Annotated in this window: 21 protein-coding genes; 7 read left to right on the top strand and 14 right to left on the bottom strand. The window is 45.8% G+C overall.

All coding sequences use genetic code 11. The features are described 5' to 3' along the window. Positions 1 to 9: 9 nt before the first annotated feature. The 5 genes from fldA to HCJ96_RS01195 form a co-directional block, all read right to left on the bottom strand. Positions 10 to 534 carry a flavodoxin FldA gene (fldA, locus tag HCJ96_RS01215; RefSeq protein ID WP_169209203.1) on the bottom strand — a complete coding sequence of 175 codons (525 nt, stop codon included), beginning with the start codon at positions 532 to 534 and terminating at the stop codon, positions 10 to 12. A gap of 26 nt (positions 535 to 560) precedes the next feature. Next, positions 561 to 779, bottom strand: a complete 219-nt coding sequence (locus HCJ96_RS01210) for a DUF2788 domain-containing protein (RefSeq protein WP_169209202.1) — start codon at positions 777 to 779, stop codon at positions 561 to 563. Between the two features lie 152 nt (positions 780 to 931). Continuing rightward, on the bottom strand, positions 932 to 1,717 hold the full coding sequence (locus HCJ96_RS01205; protein WP_169209201.1) for an alpha/beta fold hydrolase: 786 nt from the start codon (positions 1,715 to 1,717) through the stop codon (positions 932 to 934). A 118-nt stretch (positions 1,718 to 1,835) separates the two neighbouring features. Continuing rightward, positions 1,836 to 2,237: an H-NS histone family protein gene (locus HCJ96_RS01200; protein ID WP_169209200.1), complete on the bottom strand. Its 402-nt coding sequence runs from the start codon at positions 2,235 to 2,237 to the stop codon at positions 1,836 to 1,838. Between the two features lie 102 nt (positions 2,238 to 2,339). Further along, on the bottom strand, positions 2,340 to 3,986 hold the full coding sequence (locus HCJ96_RS01195; protein WP_343034633.1) for an electron transfer flavoprotein-ubiquinone oxidoreductase: 1,647 nt from the start codon (positions 3,984 to 3,986) through the stop codon (positions 2,340 to 2,342). A gap of 285 nt (positions 3,987 to 4,271) precedes the next feature. Here HCJ96_RS01195 and HCJ96_RS01190 point away from each other — a divergent pair, with 285 nt between their 5' ends. From HCJ96_RS01190 to HCJ96_RS01175, 4 genes are all read left to right on the top strand, one after another. Next, positions 4,272 to 5,021: an electron transfer flavoprotein subunit beta/FixA family protein gene (locus tag HCJ96_RS01190; RefSeq protein ID WP_169209199.1), complete on the top strand. Its 750-nt coding sequence runs from the start codon at positions 4,272 to 4,274 to the stop codon at positions 5,019 to 5,021. After that, positions 5,021 to 5,947 (top strand): electron transfer flavoprotein subunit alpha/FixB family protein, encoded by a 927-nt coding sequence (locus tag HCJ96_RS01185; RefSeq protein WP_169209198.1) that lies wholly within the window; start codon positions 5,021 to 5,023, stop codon positions 5,945 to 5,947. The genes HCJ96_RS01190 and HCJ96_RS01185 overlap by 1 nt, the downstream gene beginning before the upstream one ends. Positions 5,948 to 6,226: 279 nt before the next feature. Beyond that, positions 6,227 to 7,453 (top strand): efflux RND transporter periplasmic adaptor subunit, encoded by a 1,227-nt coding sequence (locus HCJ96_RS01180; protein ID WP_169209458.1) that lies wholly within the window; start codon positions 6,227 to 6,229, stop codon positions 7,451 to 7,453. Next, positions 7,453 to 10,599, top strand: coding sequence for an efflux RND transporter permease subunit (locus tag HCJ96_RS01175; RefSeq protein ID WP_169209197.1), 3,147 nt, complete (start codon positions 7,453 to 7,455; stop codon positions 10,597 to 10,599). Before HCJ96_RS01180 ends, HCJ96_RS01175 begins: the two co-directional genes overlap by 1 nt. A gap of 161 nt (positions 10,600 to 10,760) precedes the next feature. On the opposite strand, the gene infA is transcribed toward HCJ96_RS01175, so the two are convergent. From infA to trxB, 4 genes are all read right to left on the bottom strand, one after another. Then, on the bottom strand, positions 10,761 to 10,979 hold the full coding sequence (infA, locus tag HCJ96_RS01170) for a translation initiation factor IF-1 (RefSeq protein ID WP_008844395.1): 219 nt from the start codon (positions 10,977 to 10,979) through the stop codon (positions 10,761 to 10,763). A 75-nt stretch (positions 10,980 to 11,054) separates the two neighbouring features. Continuing rightward, complete coding sequence (locus HCJ96_RS01165; RefSeq protein WP_169209196.1) at positions 11,055 to 11,768, bottom strand: arginyltransferase; 714 nt, start codon at positions 11,766 to 11,768, stop codon at positions 11,055 to 11,057. Next, positions 11,765 to 12,508 (bottom strand): leucyl/phenylalanyl-tRNA--protein transferase, encoded by a 744-nt coding sequence (aat, locus tag HCJ96_RS01160; RefSeq protein WP_211162648.1) that lies wholly within the window; start codon positions 12,506 to 12,508, stop codon positions 11,765 to 11,767. The genes HCJ96_RS01165 and aat overlap by 4 nt, the downstream gene beginning before the upstream one ends. Before the next feature lie 75 nt (positions 12,509 to 12,583). Beyond that, a complete protein-coding gene (gene trxB / locus HCJ96_RS01155) occupies positions 12,584 to 13,546 on the bottom strand; it encodes a thioredoxin-disulfide reductase (protein WP_169209195.1) in 963 nt (320 codons plus the stop codon). Positions 13,547 to 13,845: 299 nt separating this feature from the next. Between trxB and yfbV the strand changes: the two genes are divergently transcribed. Further along, complete coding sequence (gene yfbV, locus HCJ96_RS01150; protein ID WP_169209194.1) at positions 13,846 to 14,295, top strand: terminus macrodomain insulation protein YfbV; 450 nt, start codon at positions 13,846 to 13,848, stop codon at positions 14,293 to 14,295. Here yfbV and HCJ96_RS01145 read toward each other — a convergent pair whose 3' ends face one another. The 3 genes from HCJ96_RS01145 to HCJ96_RS01135 all read right to left on the bottom strand — a co-directional run bounded on the left by HCJ96_RS01145 (position 14,296) and on the right by HCJ96_RS01135 (position 16,972). After that, complete coding sequence (locus HCJ96_RS01145) at positions 14,296 to 14,838, bottom strand: SprT family zinc-dependent metalloprotease (RefSeq protein ID WP_169209193.1); 543 nt, start codon at positions 14,836 to 14,838, stop codon at positions 14,296 to 14,298. It lies immediately after the preceding gene. Beyond that, positions 14,823 to 16,685 (bottom strand): signal peptide peptidase SppA, encoded by a 1,863-nt coding sequence (sppA, locus tag HCJ96_RS01140; RefSeq protein ID WP_169209192.1) that lies wholly within the window; start codon positions 16,683 to 16,685, stop codon positions 14,823 to 14,825. Before sppA ends, HCJ96_RS01145 begins: the two co-directional genes overlap by 16 nt. 119 nt (positions 16,686 to 16,804) lie before the next feature. Then, positions 16,805 to 16,972, bottom strand: a complete 168-nt coding sequence (locus HCJ96_RS01135; protein ID WP_169209191.1) for a hypothetical protein — start codon at positions 16,970 to 16,972, stop codon at positions 16,805 to 16,807. 135 nt (positions 16,973 to 17,107) lie between these two features. Between HCJ96_RS01135 and HCJ96_RS01130 the strand changes: the two genes are divergently transcribed. Both HCJ96_RS01130 and HCJ96_RS01125 read left to right on the top strand, forming a co-directional pair. After that, the gene (locus HCJ96_RS01130; RefSeq protein ID WP_169209456.1) at positions 17,108 to 17,713 is read left to right on the top strand and encodes an HvfX family Cu-binding RiPP maturation protein; all 606 of its coding nucleotides are present in this window, start codon (positions 17,108 to 17,110) and stop codon (positions 17,711 to 17,713) included. A 73-nt stretch (positions 17,714 to 17,786) separates the two neighbouring features. Continuing rightward, positions 17,787 to 18,338 (top strand): NAD(P)H nitroreductase, encoded by a 552-nt coding sequence (locus tag HCJ96_RS01125; protein WP_169209190.1) that lies wholly within the window; start codon positions 17,787 to 17,789, stop codon positions 18,336 to 18,338. A 59-nt stretch (positions 18,339 to 18,397) separates the two neighbouring features. Here HCJ96_RS01125 and pyk read toward each other — a convergent pair whose 3' ends face one another. Beyond that, positions 18,398 to 19,834 carry a pyruvate kinase gene (gene pyk, locus HCJ96_RS01120; RefSeq protein WP_169209189.1) on the bottom strand — a complete coding sequence of 479 codons (1,437 nt, stop codon included), beginning with the start codon at positions 19,832 to 19,834 and terminating at the stop codon, positions 18,398 to 18,400. Between the two features lie 226 nt (positions 19,835 to 20,060). Then, a complete protein-coding gene (locus tag HCJ96_RS01115) occupies positions 20,061 to 20,912 on the bottom strand; it encodes a MurR/RpiR family transcriptional regulator (protein WP_169209188.1) in 852 nt (283 codons plus the stop codon). Positions 20,913 to 21,100 lie beyond the last annotated feature (188 nt).

Here is a 21,100-nt window from a genome sequence, read left to right as displayed (position 1 = left end):
AACTGGCTGTTATGCCAGTTCTGCCAGACAAAGCTCATCGTGCAACTGTTTACACCAGGCTTTCACGCGACTGTCAGTTAACTCGGGTTGACGATCTTCATCAATACCCAGACCAACAAAATGCGCGTCGTCCTGTAGCCCTTTAGAGGCTTCAAAATCATAACCTTCGGTCGGCCAGGCACCAACCAAAATTGCCCCTTTCGGCTCAACGATGTCTCTTATCATGCCCATGGCATCTAAGAAATACTCAGCGTAATCTTCCTGATCGCCGCAGCCAAAAATGGCGACTAATTTATCTGCAAAATCAATTTCTTCCAATTCCGGGAAAAAATCATCCCAATCGCATTGCGCTTCGCCATAGTACCACGTCGGGATGCCGAAAATTAACAGGTCAAAATTTGCGATATCTTCTTTGGTACTTTTTGCAATATCACGCACATCAATTAGCTGTTTACCTAATTCTTTTTGAATCATCTTCGCAACGTGTTCGGTGTTTCCCGTATCGCTGCCAAAAAATAGGCCAACACTCGCCATATTTAACCTCTTAAAAACTAAAAAATTTATACCCCGGTACTGAGCCAGAATAGCTCAATAATACCTTTCGCAACAAAACCCAATGCACCCAGACCCAATACGCCATACGCTACAACGCGGCCAATCAGGGGGACATCGTTTTTCTTTAACACATCATGAACCGCATAGCTCATTAGCGCAAACAGCCCGAATAGCGTGACATACAATACAACGGTTTCAATTGTTTCGTAATTTTCGGCAATCATACAGTCTAATATGTTTTGCTTAATTCGACAGGGCGGCAACTATAGCACAATATGGTTAAGCCGCGCAGTACAAAGCTGAGATTTAGCAACCGTAAATCATTCTCATTACATGCCTTTCGTTACCCACTAACATAGGGTAGAAGATCGCAATTTCAATCCTGTTGACTCAAAAAACGCTCCACGCTGCGATTAAATGCCTGTGGTTTTTCAGCGTGAAGCCAGTGTCCTGCACCCTGAATGACTTGAGCTTTCGATTGAGGGAAGTACTGTAGTACCTGATCTTGATACTGCATGGTAAGATAGTCTGATAATTCCCCCTTGATGAAAAGGGTTGGACCCGAGTAAGTCAGGTCACTGTGAGGCCAGTCACAGATGGCATCATAATGTTGAATTAAATTTTTCACATTGAAGCGCCAATGCCAGCGTTTATCCTCGCTTTGAAAAAGGCTTTTGAGCAGGAACTGTCTGACCCCGGCTTCTGGAATATAACGAGCCAATTGTTTATCTGCGTCCTGGCGACGGCTGATATTCGATAACTCAACATTGTTTATACCCTGAAATACCTGGTGGTGGCGGGGCGGGTAGTTCACTGGGGCTATATCAGCCACAATAAGTCCTGCCACTGTATGTGGCTGTGCCAAAGCAAATTGCATGGCAAGTTTGCCTCCCAAAGAATGTCCGAGCACATAACAGGTGTTTATGTGATGTTCAGTAAGGGTGGAAGACAGCAACTGAGACCATTGTGCAAACGAGAATGAGTCCAATTTTACCGAGTGGCCATGATCGGGAAGGTCAATGTTCAAGATGTTGAACTTAGACGAAAAATGACGTTTGATCACCGCCAGATTATCCAGATTACCGAATAACCCATGCAGCAGAATCAACCAGGGGGCATCTTTATCGAGCTGATGTTTTTCAGCATGTAAGTGATTTAACATAGGTAGCTTTTTCTTAAACTGAAAAAACAAACAGGTGGCTCAGCCACCCGTAGGTTACTTTTAACCATTCACCATCAGGTGAACGGAAAAAGGTTAAAACTTGAGAAGGAGAATGACGCTAAATTGAGAAATTCTGTAATTTCTTACCTTTTTCAATCGCATCCTTGAACACTTTTGGCATTCTTCCTATCCCAGTCCATGAGTGCGTTTCACCATGTTTGTCCTTTAACTGGTATTTTACAGGACGTTTCTTTTTGGGTTTGCTGGCGACATTTTTAGACGTCTGCAATTTTTGCAGATCTTCAACATTTACCCCTAATTCTTTCATCTGTGAATGAATTTTTTCCGCACTGGCAAGCCGTTCTTTTTCCGCTTGTTGCGCTTTTTCTTCTTTTGCTTTTCTCTTTTCAATAATCGCGTTTAATTTTTGCTGTACTTCTTCTAACTCAGCAACACTTAAATCTTTAACCGCTCCCTGTAAACGTCTTCCATGCGTCAATACGTTTAAAAAATCATTCATTTAAAAACCTTGCAATTGAATTATCATTCAATTTAATAATATGAGAAATTTTATGAAAAAAAAAGCGGAGATTATCCGCTTTTTTAATTTCAAAACTTTTCATTACATATTGGGGTAATTTGGTCCGCCTGTACCTTCCGGTGTTACCCAACGAATATTTTGTGACGGGTCTTTAATGTCGCATGTTTTGCAGTGAATACAATTTTGCGCGTTAATTTGAAATTTGGGTTGGCCAGCTTCTTCCACCACTTCATATACACCAGCTGGACAATATCGCTGTGCGGGCTCATCAAATTTCGGTAGATTTACTTCTATTGGAATTGATTTATCTTTTAATTGTAAGTGACAGGGTTGATCTTCTTCGTGATTAGTATTGGATAAAAATACCGAAGAAAGTTTATCGAAACTCAGTTCACCGTCTGGTTTGGGATAATCTATTTTCTGGTGAGAATCCACTGTTTCCATTTTGGCATAATCTTTAGTGTCATCCTTGAGAGTGACAAACAGATTGCCACCAAATAGATTTTGTTCAATAGTGTTAAATGCACCGCCCCAGAAATTCCCAAACTTATGAATTGCCGGACCGAAATTACGGGATTTATAAAGTTCTTCGTGTACCCAGGATTGTTTGAATTTATCAGTGTACGCTGTCACTTCCTGGGGCGCCTCGTCAGCCTTAGCCAAAGCTTCAAAAATGGCTTCAGCAGTCAACATGCCTGATTTCATTGCGGTATGATTCCCTTTAATTTTGGCGAAGTTCAGCGTTCCCGCGTTGCATCCTACCAAAAAGCCGCCAGGGAAGGTCATTTTCGGCAATGAATTCAAGCCGCCTTTGGTAATAGCTCTGGCACCATAAGAAATCCGCTTACCCCCTTTCAGATATTGACTGAACAAGGGATGATGTTTTAACCGTTGAAATTCGTGGAACGGGCTTAAATATGGATTTTTATAATCGAGGTCGACAATGAGACCGACCAGAACCTGGTTATCTTCTGCATGATACAAATAACTGCCACCGGACGCTTCATCCAGTGGCCAGCCTGCAGTATGAACCACCAAGCCGGGCTGGTGCAGTGCGGGATCAATATCCCATATTTCCTTGAAGCCGATAGCGTAGTGCTGTGCAGTGGCATCCTTATCCAAGGCGAATTTTTCAATGAGTTCTTTGCCCAAATGACCTCGGCTGCCTTCGGCAAAAACCGTATATTTGGCGCGTAATTCCATGCCCGGCATGTAACTGTCTTTATGTTCGCCATTTGCGCCAATTCCCATGTCGCCTGTGATCACACCACCTACACTGCCATCATCGTTATAAATAATTTGTGCAGCTGGGAAACCTGGAAATACTTCAATGCCGAGGGCTTCTGCCTGTTCTGCTAGCCAGCGACATACGTTGCCCATGGATACAATGTAATTACCTTCGTTATGCATGGTCTTAGGTGTCATTGCATTGGGCAGCTTTTTAGCATCCTGATCGTTTGACAGCAGGTATATCTCGTCTTTGGTTACGGGGGTATTTAACGGTGCGCCTTTTTCCTTCCAGTCCGGGAATAGCTCCTGAAGTGCTCTGGGTTCAAATACCGCGCCGGATAAGATATGCGCACCCACTTCTGATCCTTTTTCAACCACGCAGACCATCAGTTCCTGCTTTTTTTCTTTAGCCAATTGCATCAATCGACAGGCTGTTGAGAGTCCAGCAGGGCCTGCACCAACAATCACCACGTCAAATTCCATCGATTCTCGTTCCACAAGCTGGCTCCTCATTTGTTATTTATACCTGCACTATAGCTGAAAGCAGCTATACAGTTGTCAAATTTATGTAATTATATTGGGTGGGAAAGGTAAAGCAGGTTGACGTTTACGTCAACAGTAAGTACATTTCACTGCAGTTTACGTTAACGTAAACACCCTACACCAGAAAGGGCATGGGTACTTAATGTGTTTTTGCCGTGTTTTTGTTAAACACATCCAACCAAATATTGGGAAAATACGTAAGATCCGCAGTGCCTTTAAACTCAACGATTGAGGTAAATCATGAAAATACTCGTCCCAGTAAAACGAGCTATCGATTATAACGTCAAGGTGAGAGTAAAAGCCGATGAATCCGGCGTTGACCTGACTAATGCAAAAATGGCCATTAACCCATTTTGTGAAATTGCGGTTGAAGAAGCCGTGCGATTAAAAGAAAAAGGCGTTGCCGAAGAGGTGATTGTCGTTTCCATTGGCGATAAAAGCTGTCAGGAGCAAATTCGAACTGCATTAGCACTTGGTGCTGATCGCGGTCTACATATTGATGCGGAGTCCAATTTAGATTCGCTTCAAGTGGCAAAATTACTCGCTAAAGTGGTTGAAGAAGAGCAACCACAGCTGGTTATCCTGGGCAAACAAAGCATCGACTCTGATAATAATCAGACCGGTCAGATGTTAGCGGCGTTAACTGGCATGCCTCAGGGGACGTTTGCTTCAGAGGTGTCGGTTGACGGTGACAAAGTGAATGTAACCCGCGAAATTGATGGCGGTTTGCAAACCGTGGCGATAAATTTGCCAGCTGTGGTTACCACAGATCTGCGTTTGAACGAGCCTCGTTACGCGTCATTGCCGAATATCATGAAAGCGAAACGTAAGCCGTTAGACGTCAAATCGGCCGCTGATTATGGTGTTTCACTGGAATCTAAAGTCAAGGTCATCAAAGTCACCCCCCCACCTAAGCGTGAAGGCGGAGTGAAGGTTGCGGACGTGGCTGAACTGGTAGATAAACTGAAAAACGAAGCGAAGGTGATCTGATGTCTATTTTAATTTACGCTGAACACGATAATTCACACCTTAAACCGGAGACTGCTAAAGTCGTCGGTGCCGCTGCTAAAATGGGCGATGACATTCACGTATTAGTCGTGGGTGAAAATTGTCAGTCAGTTGCAGAAGCCGCTGCGAAAATTGATGGCGTCAAGAAAGTGTTGGTTGCCGATAACACCGCTTACGGTCATCAGCTTGCAGAAAATATTGCTGACCTGATGGTGTCCCTGGCTGCGGGGTATACCCATATTCTTGCAGCAGCGACCACCACGGGTAAGAACTTTATGCCGCGCGTCGCCGCGCTGCTTGATGTGGCACAAATTTCCGACATCATTGGTGTTGAAACTGCGGACACCTTTGTGCGTCCAATCTACGCTGGTAACGCTATTGCAACCGTGCAAACAGAAGATGCGGTAAAGGTGGTGACGGTGCGTGCTTCTGCATTTGATGCTGTTGATTCAAATAACGATGCTGCAATCGAAAGCGTTGATACCGTGAAAGAAGCGGACAAGTCGGCCTTTGTTAAAGAAGAGCTGACAAAGTCAGAACGTCCAGAGTTGACCGCTGCAGAAGTGGTTATCTCTGGTGGCCGGGGTATGCAAAACGGCGAAAACTTTAAATTATTGGAAGGAATCGCAGATAAACTTGGCGCGGCGATTGGTGCGTCTCGTGCGGCCGTGGACGCAGGGTTTGTACCTAATGATATGCAAGTGGGTCAGACAGGTAAAATTGTCGCACCACAACTTTATATTGCGGTAGGGATTTCCGGGGCTATTCAGCACCTGGCCGGGATGAAAGACTCAAAGGTCATCGTTGCCATTAATAAAGACGAAGAAGCGCCCATATTCCAGGTAGCTGATTACGGATTGGTGGCGGATTTATTTGATGTACTTCCTGAACTGGAAGGCAAGCTCTAGCCAAGCCAGTTAAAGGCCGTAAAAAGTAACACCTGAAGCTAAAAAATGAAAAGTGAAACGACTGTATGTCCGCATGCTGTTTTTTCACTTTTTTTGTTTCAGTATATACACATTTTCTAACAAACTATCACAAGCCTCTATCCAGTATTCACTATACACTGCGCATAACTATAATTAGAAGCAGTCTTTGGCGCTAACAATTACGCTGATAATGCGCCGACAACCAACTGCACTTCTACAAAAATCTGATTTATCTGCCTTAAGGGAAAAAGAATGGCATTGAAAAATTCCATGTTGATGAAAAGCGGTATTCCATTAGTCATTATCCTGGCTGCAATTATCATTGCTGCCATCATGATTGGCTCCAAGCAGCCTCCTGAGCAAAAGCCTGTGGAAACAAAGGCTTTTCTGGTAGATGCCAGACAGGTAAACAGCGAAGAAGTACGGTTTAAAGTGCATTCGCAAGGCAACGTAATTCCTAAGCATCAAACCAGTGTGAGTGCGCAGGTTAGTGGTAAAGTAGTGGAAGTATCAGACACCTTTGTTGCAGGCGGCCTGTTTAAAGAAGGTGACCTGCTTGTTCGTCTTGAGCAGGAAGATTATGCGACTGATCTGAAACTGGCTGAGGCCGAATTGGCGCAGGCGAATGCGGCACTTACTGAGGAAGTGGCACGTGGCAAAGTTGCCGAGCAGGAATGGCGCTCGGTTAATACTTCAGTTGCACCTGAATTAGGTTTAAGAAAGCCACAGCTTGCAACGGCGCAGGCGAATGTAAAAGCAGCAGAAGCCAAATTTGAACGTGCTCAACGCAACCTTAAACGCACAGAAATCAGGGCACCCTATGATGGTCTGGTGGTGGCAAGAAACGTTGATTTAGGCCAGTTCATTCCCACCGGATCAGTAATCGGTACGGTGTACTCAACAGATCAGGCTGAAATCAGGCTACCCATTCCAGATAGTGACATGGCGTTTATCGATATCAATCGCCAGATTAATCAAACTGCGTCAGTCACGCTGACCGCATCGGTAGCAGGCAAGAAAAGGGCATGGGAGGCCGAACTTGTGCGCTCCGAAGGCATTTTGGATGCCGGCAATCGCGTGATTTATGTGATTGCCAAGCTGGATGATCCTTACGCCAGAAAAAATGTCGATAAAACACCATTGCGATTTGGCCAGTTTGTGCAAGCTGAAATTACTGGTACCCAATCTCAACGTCTGTATGTGCTGCCGCGAAATGTGCTGCGCCTGGATAATACAGTGTTACAGGTTACCGATCAGCGTGAGGTAAAAATCAGTCCGGTAGAGGTGGTTCGCACCAACCCTGAGCATGTATATATTTCATCAGGTCTGGATGAAAATAGTCAGGTTATCACCAGTGCCGTACCCAATCCGTATAATGGCATGAAAGTGCGCTTGCCGGGTGACGAGGTACCCACCAATGTCTCACCGGAGAATGATAAAGAAGATGATTCGTCGAGTATTGATGCACAAGAGGTGGCAAACTGATGGACAGAATCGATACTCAGCGTGGCTTAATTGCCTGGTTTGCGCGTAACTCTGTCGCCGCCAATTTGCTCATGTGGATATTGATTGTCGGCGGCATCATGGGGGCCATCGGGATCCAGAAACAAATTTTTCCTGCCTTTGAGATTAACGTCGTCAATGTCAGGGTACCTTACCTGGGGGCAGCACCGCAGGAAGTAGAAGAAGGCGTTATTGTTAAAATTGAAGAGGCGGTGAAAAACCTCGAAGGTATCAAACAGATTACGTCCACTGCCACGGAAGGAATGGGAACGGTCAGTATTGAAGTCGAAGAAGATTATGACGTGCAGGAAGTACTGGATGAAGTGAAAGTCCAGGTAGATGCGATTCCTACGTTTCCGCTTAACACCGAAAAACCTGTGGTCTATCGCCAAAAAATCCAACAGGATGTTATCTGGGTGTCGGTGTATGGTGATGCCTCAGAGCGTGAGCTTAAAGAATTTGCCAAAGACATGCGTGACACCGTCGCTAACCTGCCTGGCATTTCCAGTGTGGAAGTGGTGGGAACGCGAGACTACGAAATTTCCATAGAATTGTCTGAAGTCGATTTGCAAAAATACAATCTGACCTTTGCCGAGGTGGTAGACAAAGTCAGACAATCTAGCGTCGATTTACCCGGTGGTTCAATAAAGACAGAAAACGGTGACATTCTGCTACGTACCAAAGGCCAGGCTTACACGGGCTGGGATTTTGCGCAAATTGTATTACTCAACAGTAACGCCGGTACCCGGGTGACGTTAGGTGACGTAGCTTACATCAATGATGGCTTTGTACAGGAAAATCAGTATTCATTGTTCGATGGCAAACCCTCAGTCAGTATGCGGGTCAGGGCGGTGGGTGATCAGAATGCACTGGAAATTTCCAAAGCCGTTAACGGCTATATTGCCGAGGCAGAAAAAACTTTTCCCGCACATATAAAAGCGTCCACGTGGGGAGATAGTTCGTTTTATCTTGCCGATCGCCTTAACATGATGCTGGAAAACATGTTTTTTGGCGCGCTGCTGGTATTTTTGGTGTTGTCGTTGTTCTTAAAAATTAAGCTGGCGTTCTGGGTGATAGTGGGGCTGCCCGTGTGTTTCCTAGGGACTCTGTTGGTGATGCCACTGGATATGGTCGGGGTGTCAATCAACCTGTTGAGCTTGTTTGCTTTTATTCTGGTACTCGGAATTGTCGTTGATGACGCTATTATTATGGGTGAGTCTGCCTATTCAGAAATTGATCGTAAAGGGCACAGCACCGAGAACGTGATTGCCGGGGTGAAAAAAGTGGCGATGCCAGCAACGTTTGGTGTACTGACAACCATCGCCGCTTTTTCTCCCATGTTAATGGTTTCTGGCCCCTTTGGTGTCATATGGAAAACCATCGGCGCAGTAGTTATTGTGTGTTTGATCTTCTCGCTGATAGAGTCAAAGCTGATCCTGCCTGCGCACTTGGTGCACATGAATATGAAGCCCTACGATCCGCAAAAGGCGAATCGCCTTCAACGCTTCAGAGATATTTTCAGTGAGGGGATAAAAACTTTTGTTGAACACCGTTACGCCCCGTTTTTACGCAAGGCTATAAAAAATCGGTACACCACACTGGCCACATTTTTTGCCATGCTGATACTCACCATAGGGTTATTTGGTGGTGGCCTGGTAAGGTTCGTTTTCTTCCCCGATATCCCCAGCGACTTTATGATGGCGACGGTGGAAATGGAGCCAGGGTCATCACTATCGCAGCGCGACAATGCTATTGCCAGTCTGCAAAGTGCCATGCAACGCATGGACGATAAGATAAAACGTGAAAATGGCGAAGGCGTGGTGAAACATGCAATTGCGTTTGATACCGGCAATCTGGGTGGACAGATTTTTGTCGAGCTGACCAAAGGTGAAAATCGGGAAATGACCGATTTTGATATTCACCAGAAGTGGCGTGACGAAATGGTGGAAATTCCCGGCGTGAAGACGTTTAACATTGGTGCTCCGGGAGGCCCGGGCGGCGGTGCTGATTTAAGTTTCGAATTTTCATCCAACGATATTGATGCACTGAGAAGTATTAGCCGCGAACTGAAAGAAAAACTGGCCAGCTATGATGGTGTCGCTGATATTAACGATACGTTTGCCGGGGGCAGTGATGAGGTGCAACTTTCACTTAAGCCACAGGCTGATGCTCTGGGTGTCACACTGCAACAGTTAGGGCAGCAAGTACGTTATGGTTTTTATGGCGCGGAAGTCCAGCGTTTGCAGCGTGATGAAGAAGAAATTAAAGTCATGGTGCGTTATCCGGAGTCTGAACGTAATTCCATCGAGCATCTGGAATCAATGCGGATCCGTGCGCCAAATGGTGATGACATTCCGTTTGAAGAAGTCGGTGAAATGACCGTTGGCAAAGGATTTGATTCCATCATCCGGGTGGATGGCGATCGTTCTGTCACGGTAACCGCGAAAGTGGATAAAGGACTACTCGATCCAGGTGAAGTGACCAGAGAAGTCGTTTCAACGGTGATGCCAGAATTGAAAGAACGCTACCCGCAGGTGAAGTTCCAGTTACAGGGTAGCTCGCGGGAGCAAGGCGAGGCAATGCTCAGCCTGGCAAAAGGACTGTTGTTTGCGTTATTTGCCATTTATACATTATTAGCCATTCCATTACGTTCGTACTCACAACCGTTGATCATCATGTCGGTGATCCCGTTTGGTATTGTTGGTGCAATCGTGGGGCACCTACTGCTTGGTAAAGCGGTCAGCGTATTGTCTATCTGCGGTATCATCGCGCTATCCGGCGTGGTGGTGAACGACAGTCTAATCATGGTTGATTTTGTAAACCGCGCGCGTAAAGAAGGGCATAGTTTGATTGAAGCGGCAATAAGTGCAGGTACACAGCGCTTCAGAGCGATTATCCTTACCTCACTGACCACTTTCATGGGATTATTGCCAATCGTCTTTGAGCGCAGCTTACAGGCTCAGATAGTTATACCCATGGCGATCTCGCTGGCGTTTGGTATTCTGTTTGCCACGGTAATCACCCTGTTACTGGTGCCGTCTTTATATCTGATTCTGGATGACCTACGTGGGTTGTTTAGAAAGCGCAACATTGAATCTGGTAGTGAAGTGGTTACCAGCTCGCAGTAATATCCATTGTATGTGAGAAATTACTAAAACCCGATTGCAAAATGCCATCGGGTTTTTTTATATGAGCATCGAGGCAAAGCGAGGCACTCATACAAAAAAGCCCCGCCAGTTACCTGGCGAGGCTTTGAATTTCGATACGTCATTGCTGACAGGCTAACTGCTTATCTGGCGCGATAGATTATGCGACCTTTGGTCAAATCGTAGGGCGTCATTTCAACCGTCACTTTGTCGCCGGTTAAAATACGAATATAATTTTTGCGCATTTTGCCTGAAATGTGTGCAGTCACAACGTGACCATTTTCAAGTTCAACGCGGAACATGGTGTTTGGCAGGGTATCTAATACCGTCCCTTCCATTTCGATACAATCTTCTTTTGCCATTGAAAGCAGTTACCTCAGTAAGTCTAAATTTTTGCCGCGCAGACATTAACCAATCTGGCTCCATGTGTAAAGCGCTTAGGCCGATTTTTTCTCTATTCTACACCATTTTCCTTCACTAAACCTCTCATGAGGGAAAAAACGTGTTTTATAATTCATTTTTTGGCAGCCCTCAACCTGGTAGCCAAGATACAACCAACCTTTATTTAATCGTTCGGCAAACTGAATTTGTTGCAGGATCATGAATGTGCCGATGGATTGTTGGGCATAGGCGGGATCAAAGAACGTATAAAGTGCAGAGAGCCCGGCATGGCCGAAATCGTCTTCTACCACATCGGTAACAGCAACGGCAACCAGCTGGTCATTGTCGTAGGCTTCGATAAACACGGGTGGCTTCCATGTGCAGGTAATAAAGCTATTGAATTGTTTTTCACTCGGTGGATACATGGAACCATCGGAATGGCGAGAAGAAATATAGTTTTCGTAGAGTGGGTAGTATTCGGGTTGAGGATGGGTGTTCAACACCGTTTTAAGTTTTGCGTTGCGGGCGAGTACACGCCGTTGGCTTTTTGATGGGACAAATGCGGTGACAGGTATACGAATGGATTCACAGGCGTGGCAGTGAGGGCAGTGGGGGCGATAAATCTGTTCGCCACTACGACGAAAGCCAACCTGAATGAGTTGTGCGTAGCGCTGCGCGATCCGTTTTTCTTCACCAGCAAATACCAGAAGTTGCTCATGCTGTTCGGGCAGATAACTACAGGAAAAAGCCTGAGTAATGCCAAATCTCATGGGGTAATGTCCTGTGTTGCCCAGATGTCTCGATAGCTATCCAACAAATAACCTTCATCATCACAGGTGTTATTATTTTCATGCAATTCACGAATAAACTTTTCTCTGGGAACTGATATCGCGCCCAGGCTCTCAAGGTGTGGCGTCGGTAGCTGACAGTCAATGAAGGCAAGATCGAATTTCAACATATGTTTGACCAATGCAAAAAGCGCAAGCTTTGACGTGTCCGTTTGCGTATGAAACATGGATTCACCACAAAATATTTTACCAATGCCAACGCCATACAATCCACCCACCAGCGTATTCTGCTCCCAGACTTCAACAGAGTGAGCCAGCCCCGATTCATGCAGTGCACGGTACGCAAAAATCATATCTCTGGTTATCCAGGTACCGCCCGGTACATTACTACCGGGAAGGTGACGGGGAATTTGCGCACAATGTTCAATAACCGCTTTAAAATCGCCATTTATTGTTATCCGGTAGCGTTTTTTATTTGCCAGCTTTAGCAATGAGCGTGAACTGTGAAAGGCATCTAAATAAATAATAGCTCGTGGATCCGGAGACCACCAAAGAATCGGCTCTTCTTCACTAAACCATGGAAATATACCCTGCGAATAGGCAGTAAACAGACGATTAACTTCTAAACCGCCTCCGAATGCCAGTAAACCGTTGGGTTCATCAAGCGCGGTTGAAACGTCTGGGAAAGGAGTGGTGCGATGCAGGTACGGAATTTCTATCATAGAAAACGAAGTGAAAAGTGAAACAATCGTAAAAGGCTAAGGTGTGCTACACCTTAGCCTATAGCAAAAGTAGAATTATTGCTCCATTTTAATACCGTCAAGGTATTTCTCAGCATCCAGTGCCGCCATACAGCCTGTACCGGCAGAGGTAATAGCCTGACGATAAACATGGTCACTGACATCGCCTGCTGCAAATACACCTTCAACGCTGGTTTGAGTTGCATTACCATTCAGACCGCTGTTGACAATAATATAGCCGTCTTTCATTTCCAGCTGTCCGGCGAATATATCGGTATTAGGCTTGTGACCAATGGCGATAAACAAGCCCATTATATCGAGTTCTTCTTTCGCATCTGATTGCGTGTCTGCGATACGAATTTTGGTCACACCCATTTGATCTCCCAACACTTCGTCAAGTGTGCGGTTCAAATGCAGAACAACGTTACCGTTTTCAGCCTTGTCACGAAGACGCTGTTCAAGAATTTTTTCACTGCGGAATTCTTCGCGACGGTGAATTACGTGAACTTCAGAGGCGATATTGGACAAATAAAGAGCTTCTTCGACCGCAGTGTTCCCCCCCCCAACAACAGCGACTTTCTGGTTACGATAAAAGAAACCGTCACAGGTTGCGCACGCCGATACCCCCTTGCCCATAAACGCTTGCTCGGACTCAAGTCCCAGGTACTTTGCTGATGCACCTGTTGCAATAATGAGTGCGTCACAGGTATAGGTTCCGTTGTCTCCGTGAAGCGTGTAAGGACGCTTAGACAAATCCGTTTTATTAATATGATCGAAGATGATTTCAGTATCGAACTTTTCAGCGTGTTTTTGCATTCTGACCATCAGATCCGGGCCCGTGAGCCCTTCAGGATCGCCCGGCCAGTTTTCAACGTCTGTGGTGGTAGTTAGCTGACCGCCTTGCTGAATTCCTGTTAACAAAACCGGTTCCAGATTAGCTCGAGCTGCATAAACCGCGGCTGAATACCCCGCAGGACCCGATCCTAAAATTAAAAGGCGCACATGCCTGCTTTCTGCCATCTTTCTCTCCAAAATATTTTTCACATAACTGACTCAGATTTATGGGGGCCGAATTTAGCACATTCAATGAAGGATGCCTATTTTCTAAAGTTATAAGACAGATCTGCCGTTAACTAAATAGACAAAACAAACCGCATTTCGACGCATACCGTTGAGCGAGAAACAACCAGTAACTTTACAATTTTGTAATTTTTGTCGAGTTTCTAAGCTATGTCGAATAGAATCACGTATGCTATAGCGAGTCGTAGTGTATTTTATTATGACCTGCTAATGATTTCGCAGTAATAACGGGGGGCAGTGTGTCTCAATCTGTAGCAAACATTTTCCGCGACGGACAGGCGTACATGAACACCTGGCCAGTCAGAAAGGAACTTTACGCTTACTTTCCCGATAGCAGGGTAGTGGCTAGTACCCGCTTTGCGCTTAAGGTGATGCCACCCATTGCTGTACTTGCCTGTGCCTTTATGATCAATACTCTGGGCTACGATTACTTGCCGCAGACGCTTGCCATAGGTGCATTTTTCTTAAGTTTGCCTATGCAGGGTTTGTTCTGGCTAGGGCATCGGTCCAATCAGACACTGCCGCCACAATTGAAACACTGGTATCACGAAATTCACGCCAAAATGCGCGCTCATGGATGTCAGATCAGTGGGTTAAAGTCCCGTCCGCAATACCGTGAACTGGCACAGCTGCTTAAAGTGGCGTTTGAGGATGTTGACAAGATGTTCACCCAGAACTGGTTTAGATAATCAGTTTGCAATTAACTCACTGTTGCAGCGCTTGCAGCAATAGCGTGCCCCTCTCAAAATGCGATTATGTCGGCGAACGGTCAATTCCACTGTTTGACATTGACAGGCATAACTCACCGTTCTAATTCCAAGTGATGAAATATCAAAGTTGTGCGTAGTGAGCGCACGAGTTTGAAACACGTCTTCCATAACATGTTGCCATTCTACGCCATGGGGTTTTACGGTAACGCTGCGCTTGCTGAACAAACCGGTTTTTAGCTGGCGGCGACGACCATATTGCTGATAGACCACAAGGTGCGCAACTTCGTGAGGCACCACCTGATTAATGTATTCCTGCCAGTTTTCCACCAACAATATGGGATGAAAATTGATCCGGTTTTGCTGTAGAAAGGCAGTACCGGCATTTTTACCAGAGCGATTAAAGGTAATTGTCGGGGTAGGGAAAGGGTGCTTGAAAAAAGTAGACGCCTGGTGCACCAACTGTTCACAACGTTGGTGCACCGCGTCTATCTGTGGTTGTTGAAGCGTTATTTTACCTGACATTGAATACACAGAACGTATACGCCCTGCGGATCATTCAGTTGACTTACAACATTGAATTCACTTACAACCGTTTTAACCAGCCCAGCTAACGCACTGTTTGAGTTGGCAAACTGAAACTTCGCTGCCCAAATCATGGCTTGACCAAAAAACTCATTCCAGAATTGCTCCTGTGGAGTTAACGGACGCTCAACGTAATGGGTGTCAAACGCCTCTAGCGAGGCCAGTTCAGCGGCTGCGCTGACTGCATCGTGAAGCTCTCCCAGTTGGTCTACTAAACCCAGTTCTAATGCGGTTTCACCAATCCACACTCGACCTTGAGCAAGGCTATCAACCTTTTCAAGCGGAATATCACGCGCCTCTGATACCATTTTGATAAAGCGCTGGTAACTACTTTCCACATTCTTCTGTAAAATGTCACCAAACCTAGGATCCAGGGCGCGCACCGCTGAAAATCCGGTCAACTCGGTTGAGCCAACTCCGTCAGAACTAATACCCAGATATTCTAACGAGTTTTCATATGTCATGAACATGCCAAACACACCGATTGAGCCCGTTATCGTGCTGGGAGAAGCGATGATGCGGTCAGCATTAGCTGAAATCCAGTAGCCGCCAGACGCAGCATAGGTGCTCATGGAAACCACCACAGGTTTACCCGCCGCCTGCAACTCGAGAACTTCCTGACGTATAACTTCAGAAGCAAACGAGCTTCCTCCCGGCGAATCGACCTGTAAAACTACCGCTTTAACGGTTTCGTCCAGCCTCGCCATTCTTAACAAGCGCGAAGTGCTGTCGCCACCGATAGTGCCAGCCTGTTGCTCGCCATCGAGAATGGTGCCTTTCGCCACAACGATGGCCACCTTATCCATATCGTTGCGGGTACCATGCATTGGGTTATTGACGATATTTGAATAGGCGTCAAACGGTGTCACATTGACGCCAAGTTCATTTTCATCACTGCCTACCAGGCCGACCAGTTCCTGACGTACTTCTTCACGGGTACGTAAAGCGTCAACCCAGCCATTCTCCAGCGCATAGCGAGCAAAATCACCACCGGCCTGTTCAAATTTTCGCACCAGCACATCCAGCTTCTCGTCGAAATTATCTTCGCTCATATTGCGTGCCGCTGCGACATCCGCTTTGTATTGCTCCCAATAGGCGTTAAGCCATTGCTCGTTCGCCTCTTTGGCAGCCTCTGACATGTCATTACGTAAGAAAGGCTCTACTGCTGACTTATAGGTGCCCACTCGAAAAATGTGCGTAGTTACCTTCAATTTCTCCAACATATCTTTGAAATAGAGCGAATAACGACCATAACCTTCAATTAATAATGCACCCATGGGGTTGAGGTAGATATGATCAGCATGAGCGGCAAGATAATATTGGGTTTGGGTAAAGTAATCCCCAATGGCATACACGGGTTTGTCAGAGGTTTTAAAGTCGGTGATGGCGCGAGCAACCTCACGCAGTTTATCCAGACCGCCATTGCGTAACCCATGCAGGTCTAAAACCAACGCTTTGATTCGCTTATCTTGCTTAGCGTTTTCAATGACCTTTACCACATGGCGAACTAACACCTCGGGATTTTCTTCTTCTTCAGCAAAGGCTTCTTGCATGAATTGTTCAAAAGGCTCAACGGCCTCTTTTTCAATAACCAGATTGCCGTTCAGGTTAAGATAAAGTGCACTGCCGTGCTTCACCATTACAGGATCTTTGTCACTTGAAAAAATGGCAATGATGCCAACGAGTAAGACGATAAAAATAATATTGAAAAATAGCTTACGGCAAAAATTCAGTGCCGTCCAAATGCCCACAAACAGGGACTTCGTCCAATTGCTGCCAGTGCTCATACGCAATGCAAAACCTCTTCGTATAAAGATAGTCTGTATGTTATCTGAATTGGCCGGAATGGCGAACCTAAATTGTAATATTTTGTGAGTAACGAAGACGATGCCTGACTCGTTTTTATTTATTGCTGGTCATCTTCACGTAGCCACTTCTGAATCAATGCTGCGATACGGCGGTGTTCCTGCTCGCTAAATAGCATAAGAACATTGGCTTTTTTGTCCGTATAACGCACCTTCTTATGACCTTTTTGCATCAGGCGGTTAAACGGAGACTGCTTAGGCTTTTGCATAACCTTATGAAAGTTTATTGCTGAATTTTCGTTCTTAAGTATAGTCTTTTTTGCTCATCCTCTTCTACTATGGATAGCAATTGGCCGATTAATCTGATCGTAAGTTAGTCACTATCTTGTGAGATAACGCTAATGATGAGTCATGCATATAGTAAATTAAAAACGTTATTGAGTGTGTTCGACGGTGTACCGCTCCTATTGATTCGCTTGTATTTAGCACCTGTACTAATTCAGGCGGGCTGGTCCAAAGTGTTAGGTTTTACCGATACCGTTGCCTGGTTTGGCAATCAGGAGTGGGGGCTTGGCTTACCACTCCCAACCTTACTGGTCATCCTTACCATAGGCGCGGAACTTGTAGGTGGAGTGATGATCTTGTTGGGGCTGTTCACGCGATTGGTCAGCATCCCATTAAGCTTTACAATGCTGGTGGCGATGGTAACCGTTCATGCTGCAAATGGCTGGCTGGCTATTGCTGACCCTTCAAGTTGGTTGGCTGACGGTACGCTGTTATATGATAAGTCGGTAATGGCGTCTGCAGATAAACTTGAAATGGCAAAAGCAATTCTGCAGGAACATGGTCAGTATGACTGGCTGACGCAAAGCGGTAAATTTGTCATTCTCAATAATGGTATTGAATTTGCGGCCACGTATTTTTTGATGTTACTGGTGCTCCTATTTTATGGCGGCGGCAAATATGTCAGTGTTGATTATCTGTTGTCGAGGCAAAAACCTGCTCAGTAGCGATTGGATTTGATGGTCTTTTTAATTGAATAAACGTAGGATTGATTTTATCTGAACTGGATAAGGATCTACTGTGGATGCACTAACGCTTTTGTTAAATCGAACCTCACAACCGCGGCTGGAAGCGCCTGCTCCTGATGCAGACGCGTTAGCAAATATAAAGCGCGCGGCGCTTCGTGCACCAGACCATGCTTCATTGACCCCCTGGAGATTTATCATCTGTGAAGGGGCGGGTTTAAATAAACTGGGCGCGTTGTTTGAACAGTCAGCCATTGACACTGATAAGTCGGCCAAGGAAATCGAACGGGCACCGCAACTTCCACTGCGCGCACCAATGGTCATTATTGCCATAGCAAAGGTGCAGGAAAGTCCTAAAGTACCACGGGTTGAACAGGTTGCGTCAACCGCCTGTGCGGTAATGGCAATGCAAATGGCTGCGATCGCGCAAGGGTTTCAGGGGATCTGGCGCACGGGAAGTTATGCCCAGTGTGACACGGTAAAAAGGGGCCTTAATTTAACGGAAGAAGACGAGATTGTCGGCTTTTTATATTTGGGCACGGCTACGATTGAAGCGCCAGAGCGCAAACCGCACGACCTGAATCAGTTTTTCGAGCACTGGTCATAACTCTAAGCAATTAATCTTTGCAATCTGGCAGGGATGACCAGGCATCCCTGCCAGGGAAATTAATCCACTTTGACGATTTTTAGCGCATTAGTCGCGCCAATTTTTTCCATTTCGTCGCCGTACGTCATAATGATACTGTCCCCGCTATCCACTAAACCATGTTCCTTTAGTACCGCTATTACATCGTACTTAAGTTGCCCTGGCTCACTGTTGCGCGAATCAAAATAAACTGGCTTCACACCACGGTATAATGCCATTGAATTGAGTGTATCCACATGTCTGGACATAGCAATGATGGGTAGAGAGGTGGTGATGCGTGACATCAGTTTAGGGGTATTACCACTTTCTGTCAGCCCGACAATCGCGCGAATACTTGGTAAGTGGTTAGCCGCATACACCGCTGACAAGGCCACGGTCTCACTGACCGTAGAGAAAACATCGTCCATTCTATGCTTGGAAATTTTGACACTCGGATGGGTTTCAGCACCTTCGCATACTCGGGCCATCGCCTTGACCGTTTCAACCGGATAGCTACCCGCTGCGGTTTCGGCTGATAGCATAACCGCGTCAGTGCCATCCAATACAGCATTGGCCACATCCATGACTTCGGCGCGGGTGGGCATCGGGCTGGAAATCATCGATTCCATCATCTGTGTAGCGGTGATAACAACTTTGTTCAATTGTCTGGAACGGGAAATAAGCTTTTTTTGCACTCCGACCAGTTCAGCGTCGCCAATTTCAACCCCTAAGTCACCGCGTGCGACCATTACCGCATCGGATGCACTGATAATATCGTCTATGGCTTCTGGCGTAGCAACTGTTTCAGCGCGCTCCACTTTGGCGCAGATCTTTGCGTGACAACCTGCTTCTTCGGCTAGTTGGCGAGCATAATTAAGATCGTCACTGGAGCGAGGAAACGACACAGCCAGATAGTCTACGCCCATTTTGGCGGCAGTTTTGATGTCCTGTTTGTCTTTTTCAGTGAGGGCTTCGGCAGACAACCCACCGCCTTGACGGTTGATTCCTTTATTGTTTGATAGTTTGCCACCTACCATGACAGTAGTGATGACTTTGCGACCTTCAACCCGCTTTACCTTAAGCTGAATGCGGCCGTCATCCAGCAGTAACAAGTCGTCTTCACTGACATCGTCTGGCAATGCCTTGTAGTCAATTCCTACGGCTTGCTGCGAACCATCGTCTTTACCCAGTTCGGCATCCAGGGTGAATTCATCACCTTCGTTTAAAGTGACGGAATTTTCTTTAAAGCGCGCCACCCGGATTTTGGGGCCTTGTAAGTCGCCTAAAATGGCGACGTGAACGCCTAAATTTTTTGCCGCCTGTCTAACACGATTCGCACGTTCAATATGATCTTCAGGCTGCCCATGGGAAAAATTCATTCGCACCACATTGGCGCCGGCAGCTAACACAGCCTGAATTTTCTCCAGAGAGTCAGTTGCCGGACCTAATGTAGCGAGTATCTTGGTTCGTCTTGTCATAAATTCATGTCGCTTTTTATGTTGTAATAAATCCCCAGAGAGACATCAAATGGGAATGTTTTGTAACTATTTTACGTAATATTATTACTTAATGGTAATGTATATAGACATAAAAGTGAAAGTGAAAAGCATTAAAGTTGACGGTGAGCGAAGAGGTAAGACTTCTGCAACGCTCTTCGCGTTGCAGAAAGTATAGCGGCTTTAGCAAAATTCGGGGTAATTCCTCTTACTCTGCTTTTTTATCATAACGTGAACCACGCAGCGTATCTTTTACGCGTTTAAGGTTTTCTCTGAATTTATTGCCCCGACGCAACGTGAAGCCCGTGGCGAGAACATCAATAAGCGTCAATTGCGCGATACGCGACGCCATCGGCATATACATGTCGGTGTCTTCGGGCACTTCCAGTGATAAAACGTAGGTACATTCGTTTGCCAGTGGGCTGTCTTCAGAGGTAATGCCAACCACGGTTGCATCATTTGAACGCGCAATCTGTGCAATTTCCACCAGGCTTTTGGTGCGCCCGGTGTGTGAAATAAGCACTACCACATCGCCCTCGTTACAATTCATGCAACTCATTCGCTGCATCAGTATGTCATCGAAATAAACCACTGGCACATTGAAACGGAAGAATTTGTTCAACGCATCGTGAGCCACCGAAGCTGACGCCCCCAGCCCGAAAAAGGAGATACGTTGAGCCTGCGTGAGCAAGTCAACTACGCGGTTAACGGTTGGGATATTGACTGACTGACGGGCAACCTCAAGTGCAGCCATGGTCGATTCAAATATCTTGTTAGTATATTCCTCAGGGCTATCGTTCTCATCCACGTGGCGGTTGACGTATGGGGTGCCGTTAGCCAGGCTCTGGGCAAGGTGTAGTTTGAAATCCGGGTAACCTTTGGTATCAAGTCTTCTACAAAAACGGTTAACGGTAGGCTCGCTGACATCTGCCATTTTCGCTAATGTTGCTATACTCGAATGAATAGCGGTTTGCGGATTGGCTAGAATAACTTCAGCAACTTTACGTTCACTTTTGCTGAAAGCAGCTTTGTTTTGTGAAATTTTTTCTAATATATTCATACGGCTAAAGCATCAGTTCTGCGTTAAGATATATATAATTATAGGGCCTAGTTTACTGCATGTTACCCATGTGACAAGCAAATTGTAATTTTTTGACAAAAAGGATGGTTAATTTACCCGCAATTGGGATGTAACACGGGTTTACTCGTGACGTTTTCCAGATTGCTTGTAATTTTACTACAATTATT

It is taken from the genome of Alteromonas ponticola (genome assembly GCF_012911815.1).
Taxonomy (GTDB): domain Bacteria; phylum Pseudomonadota; class Gammaproteobacteria; order Enterobacterales; family Alteromonadaceae; genus Alteromonas; species Alteromonas ponticola.
Note: the sequence above shows the minus strand (reverse complement) of the source record. Positions and strands in the feature narration are given on the sequence as shown.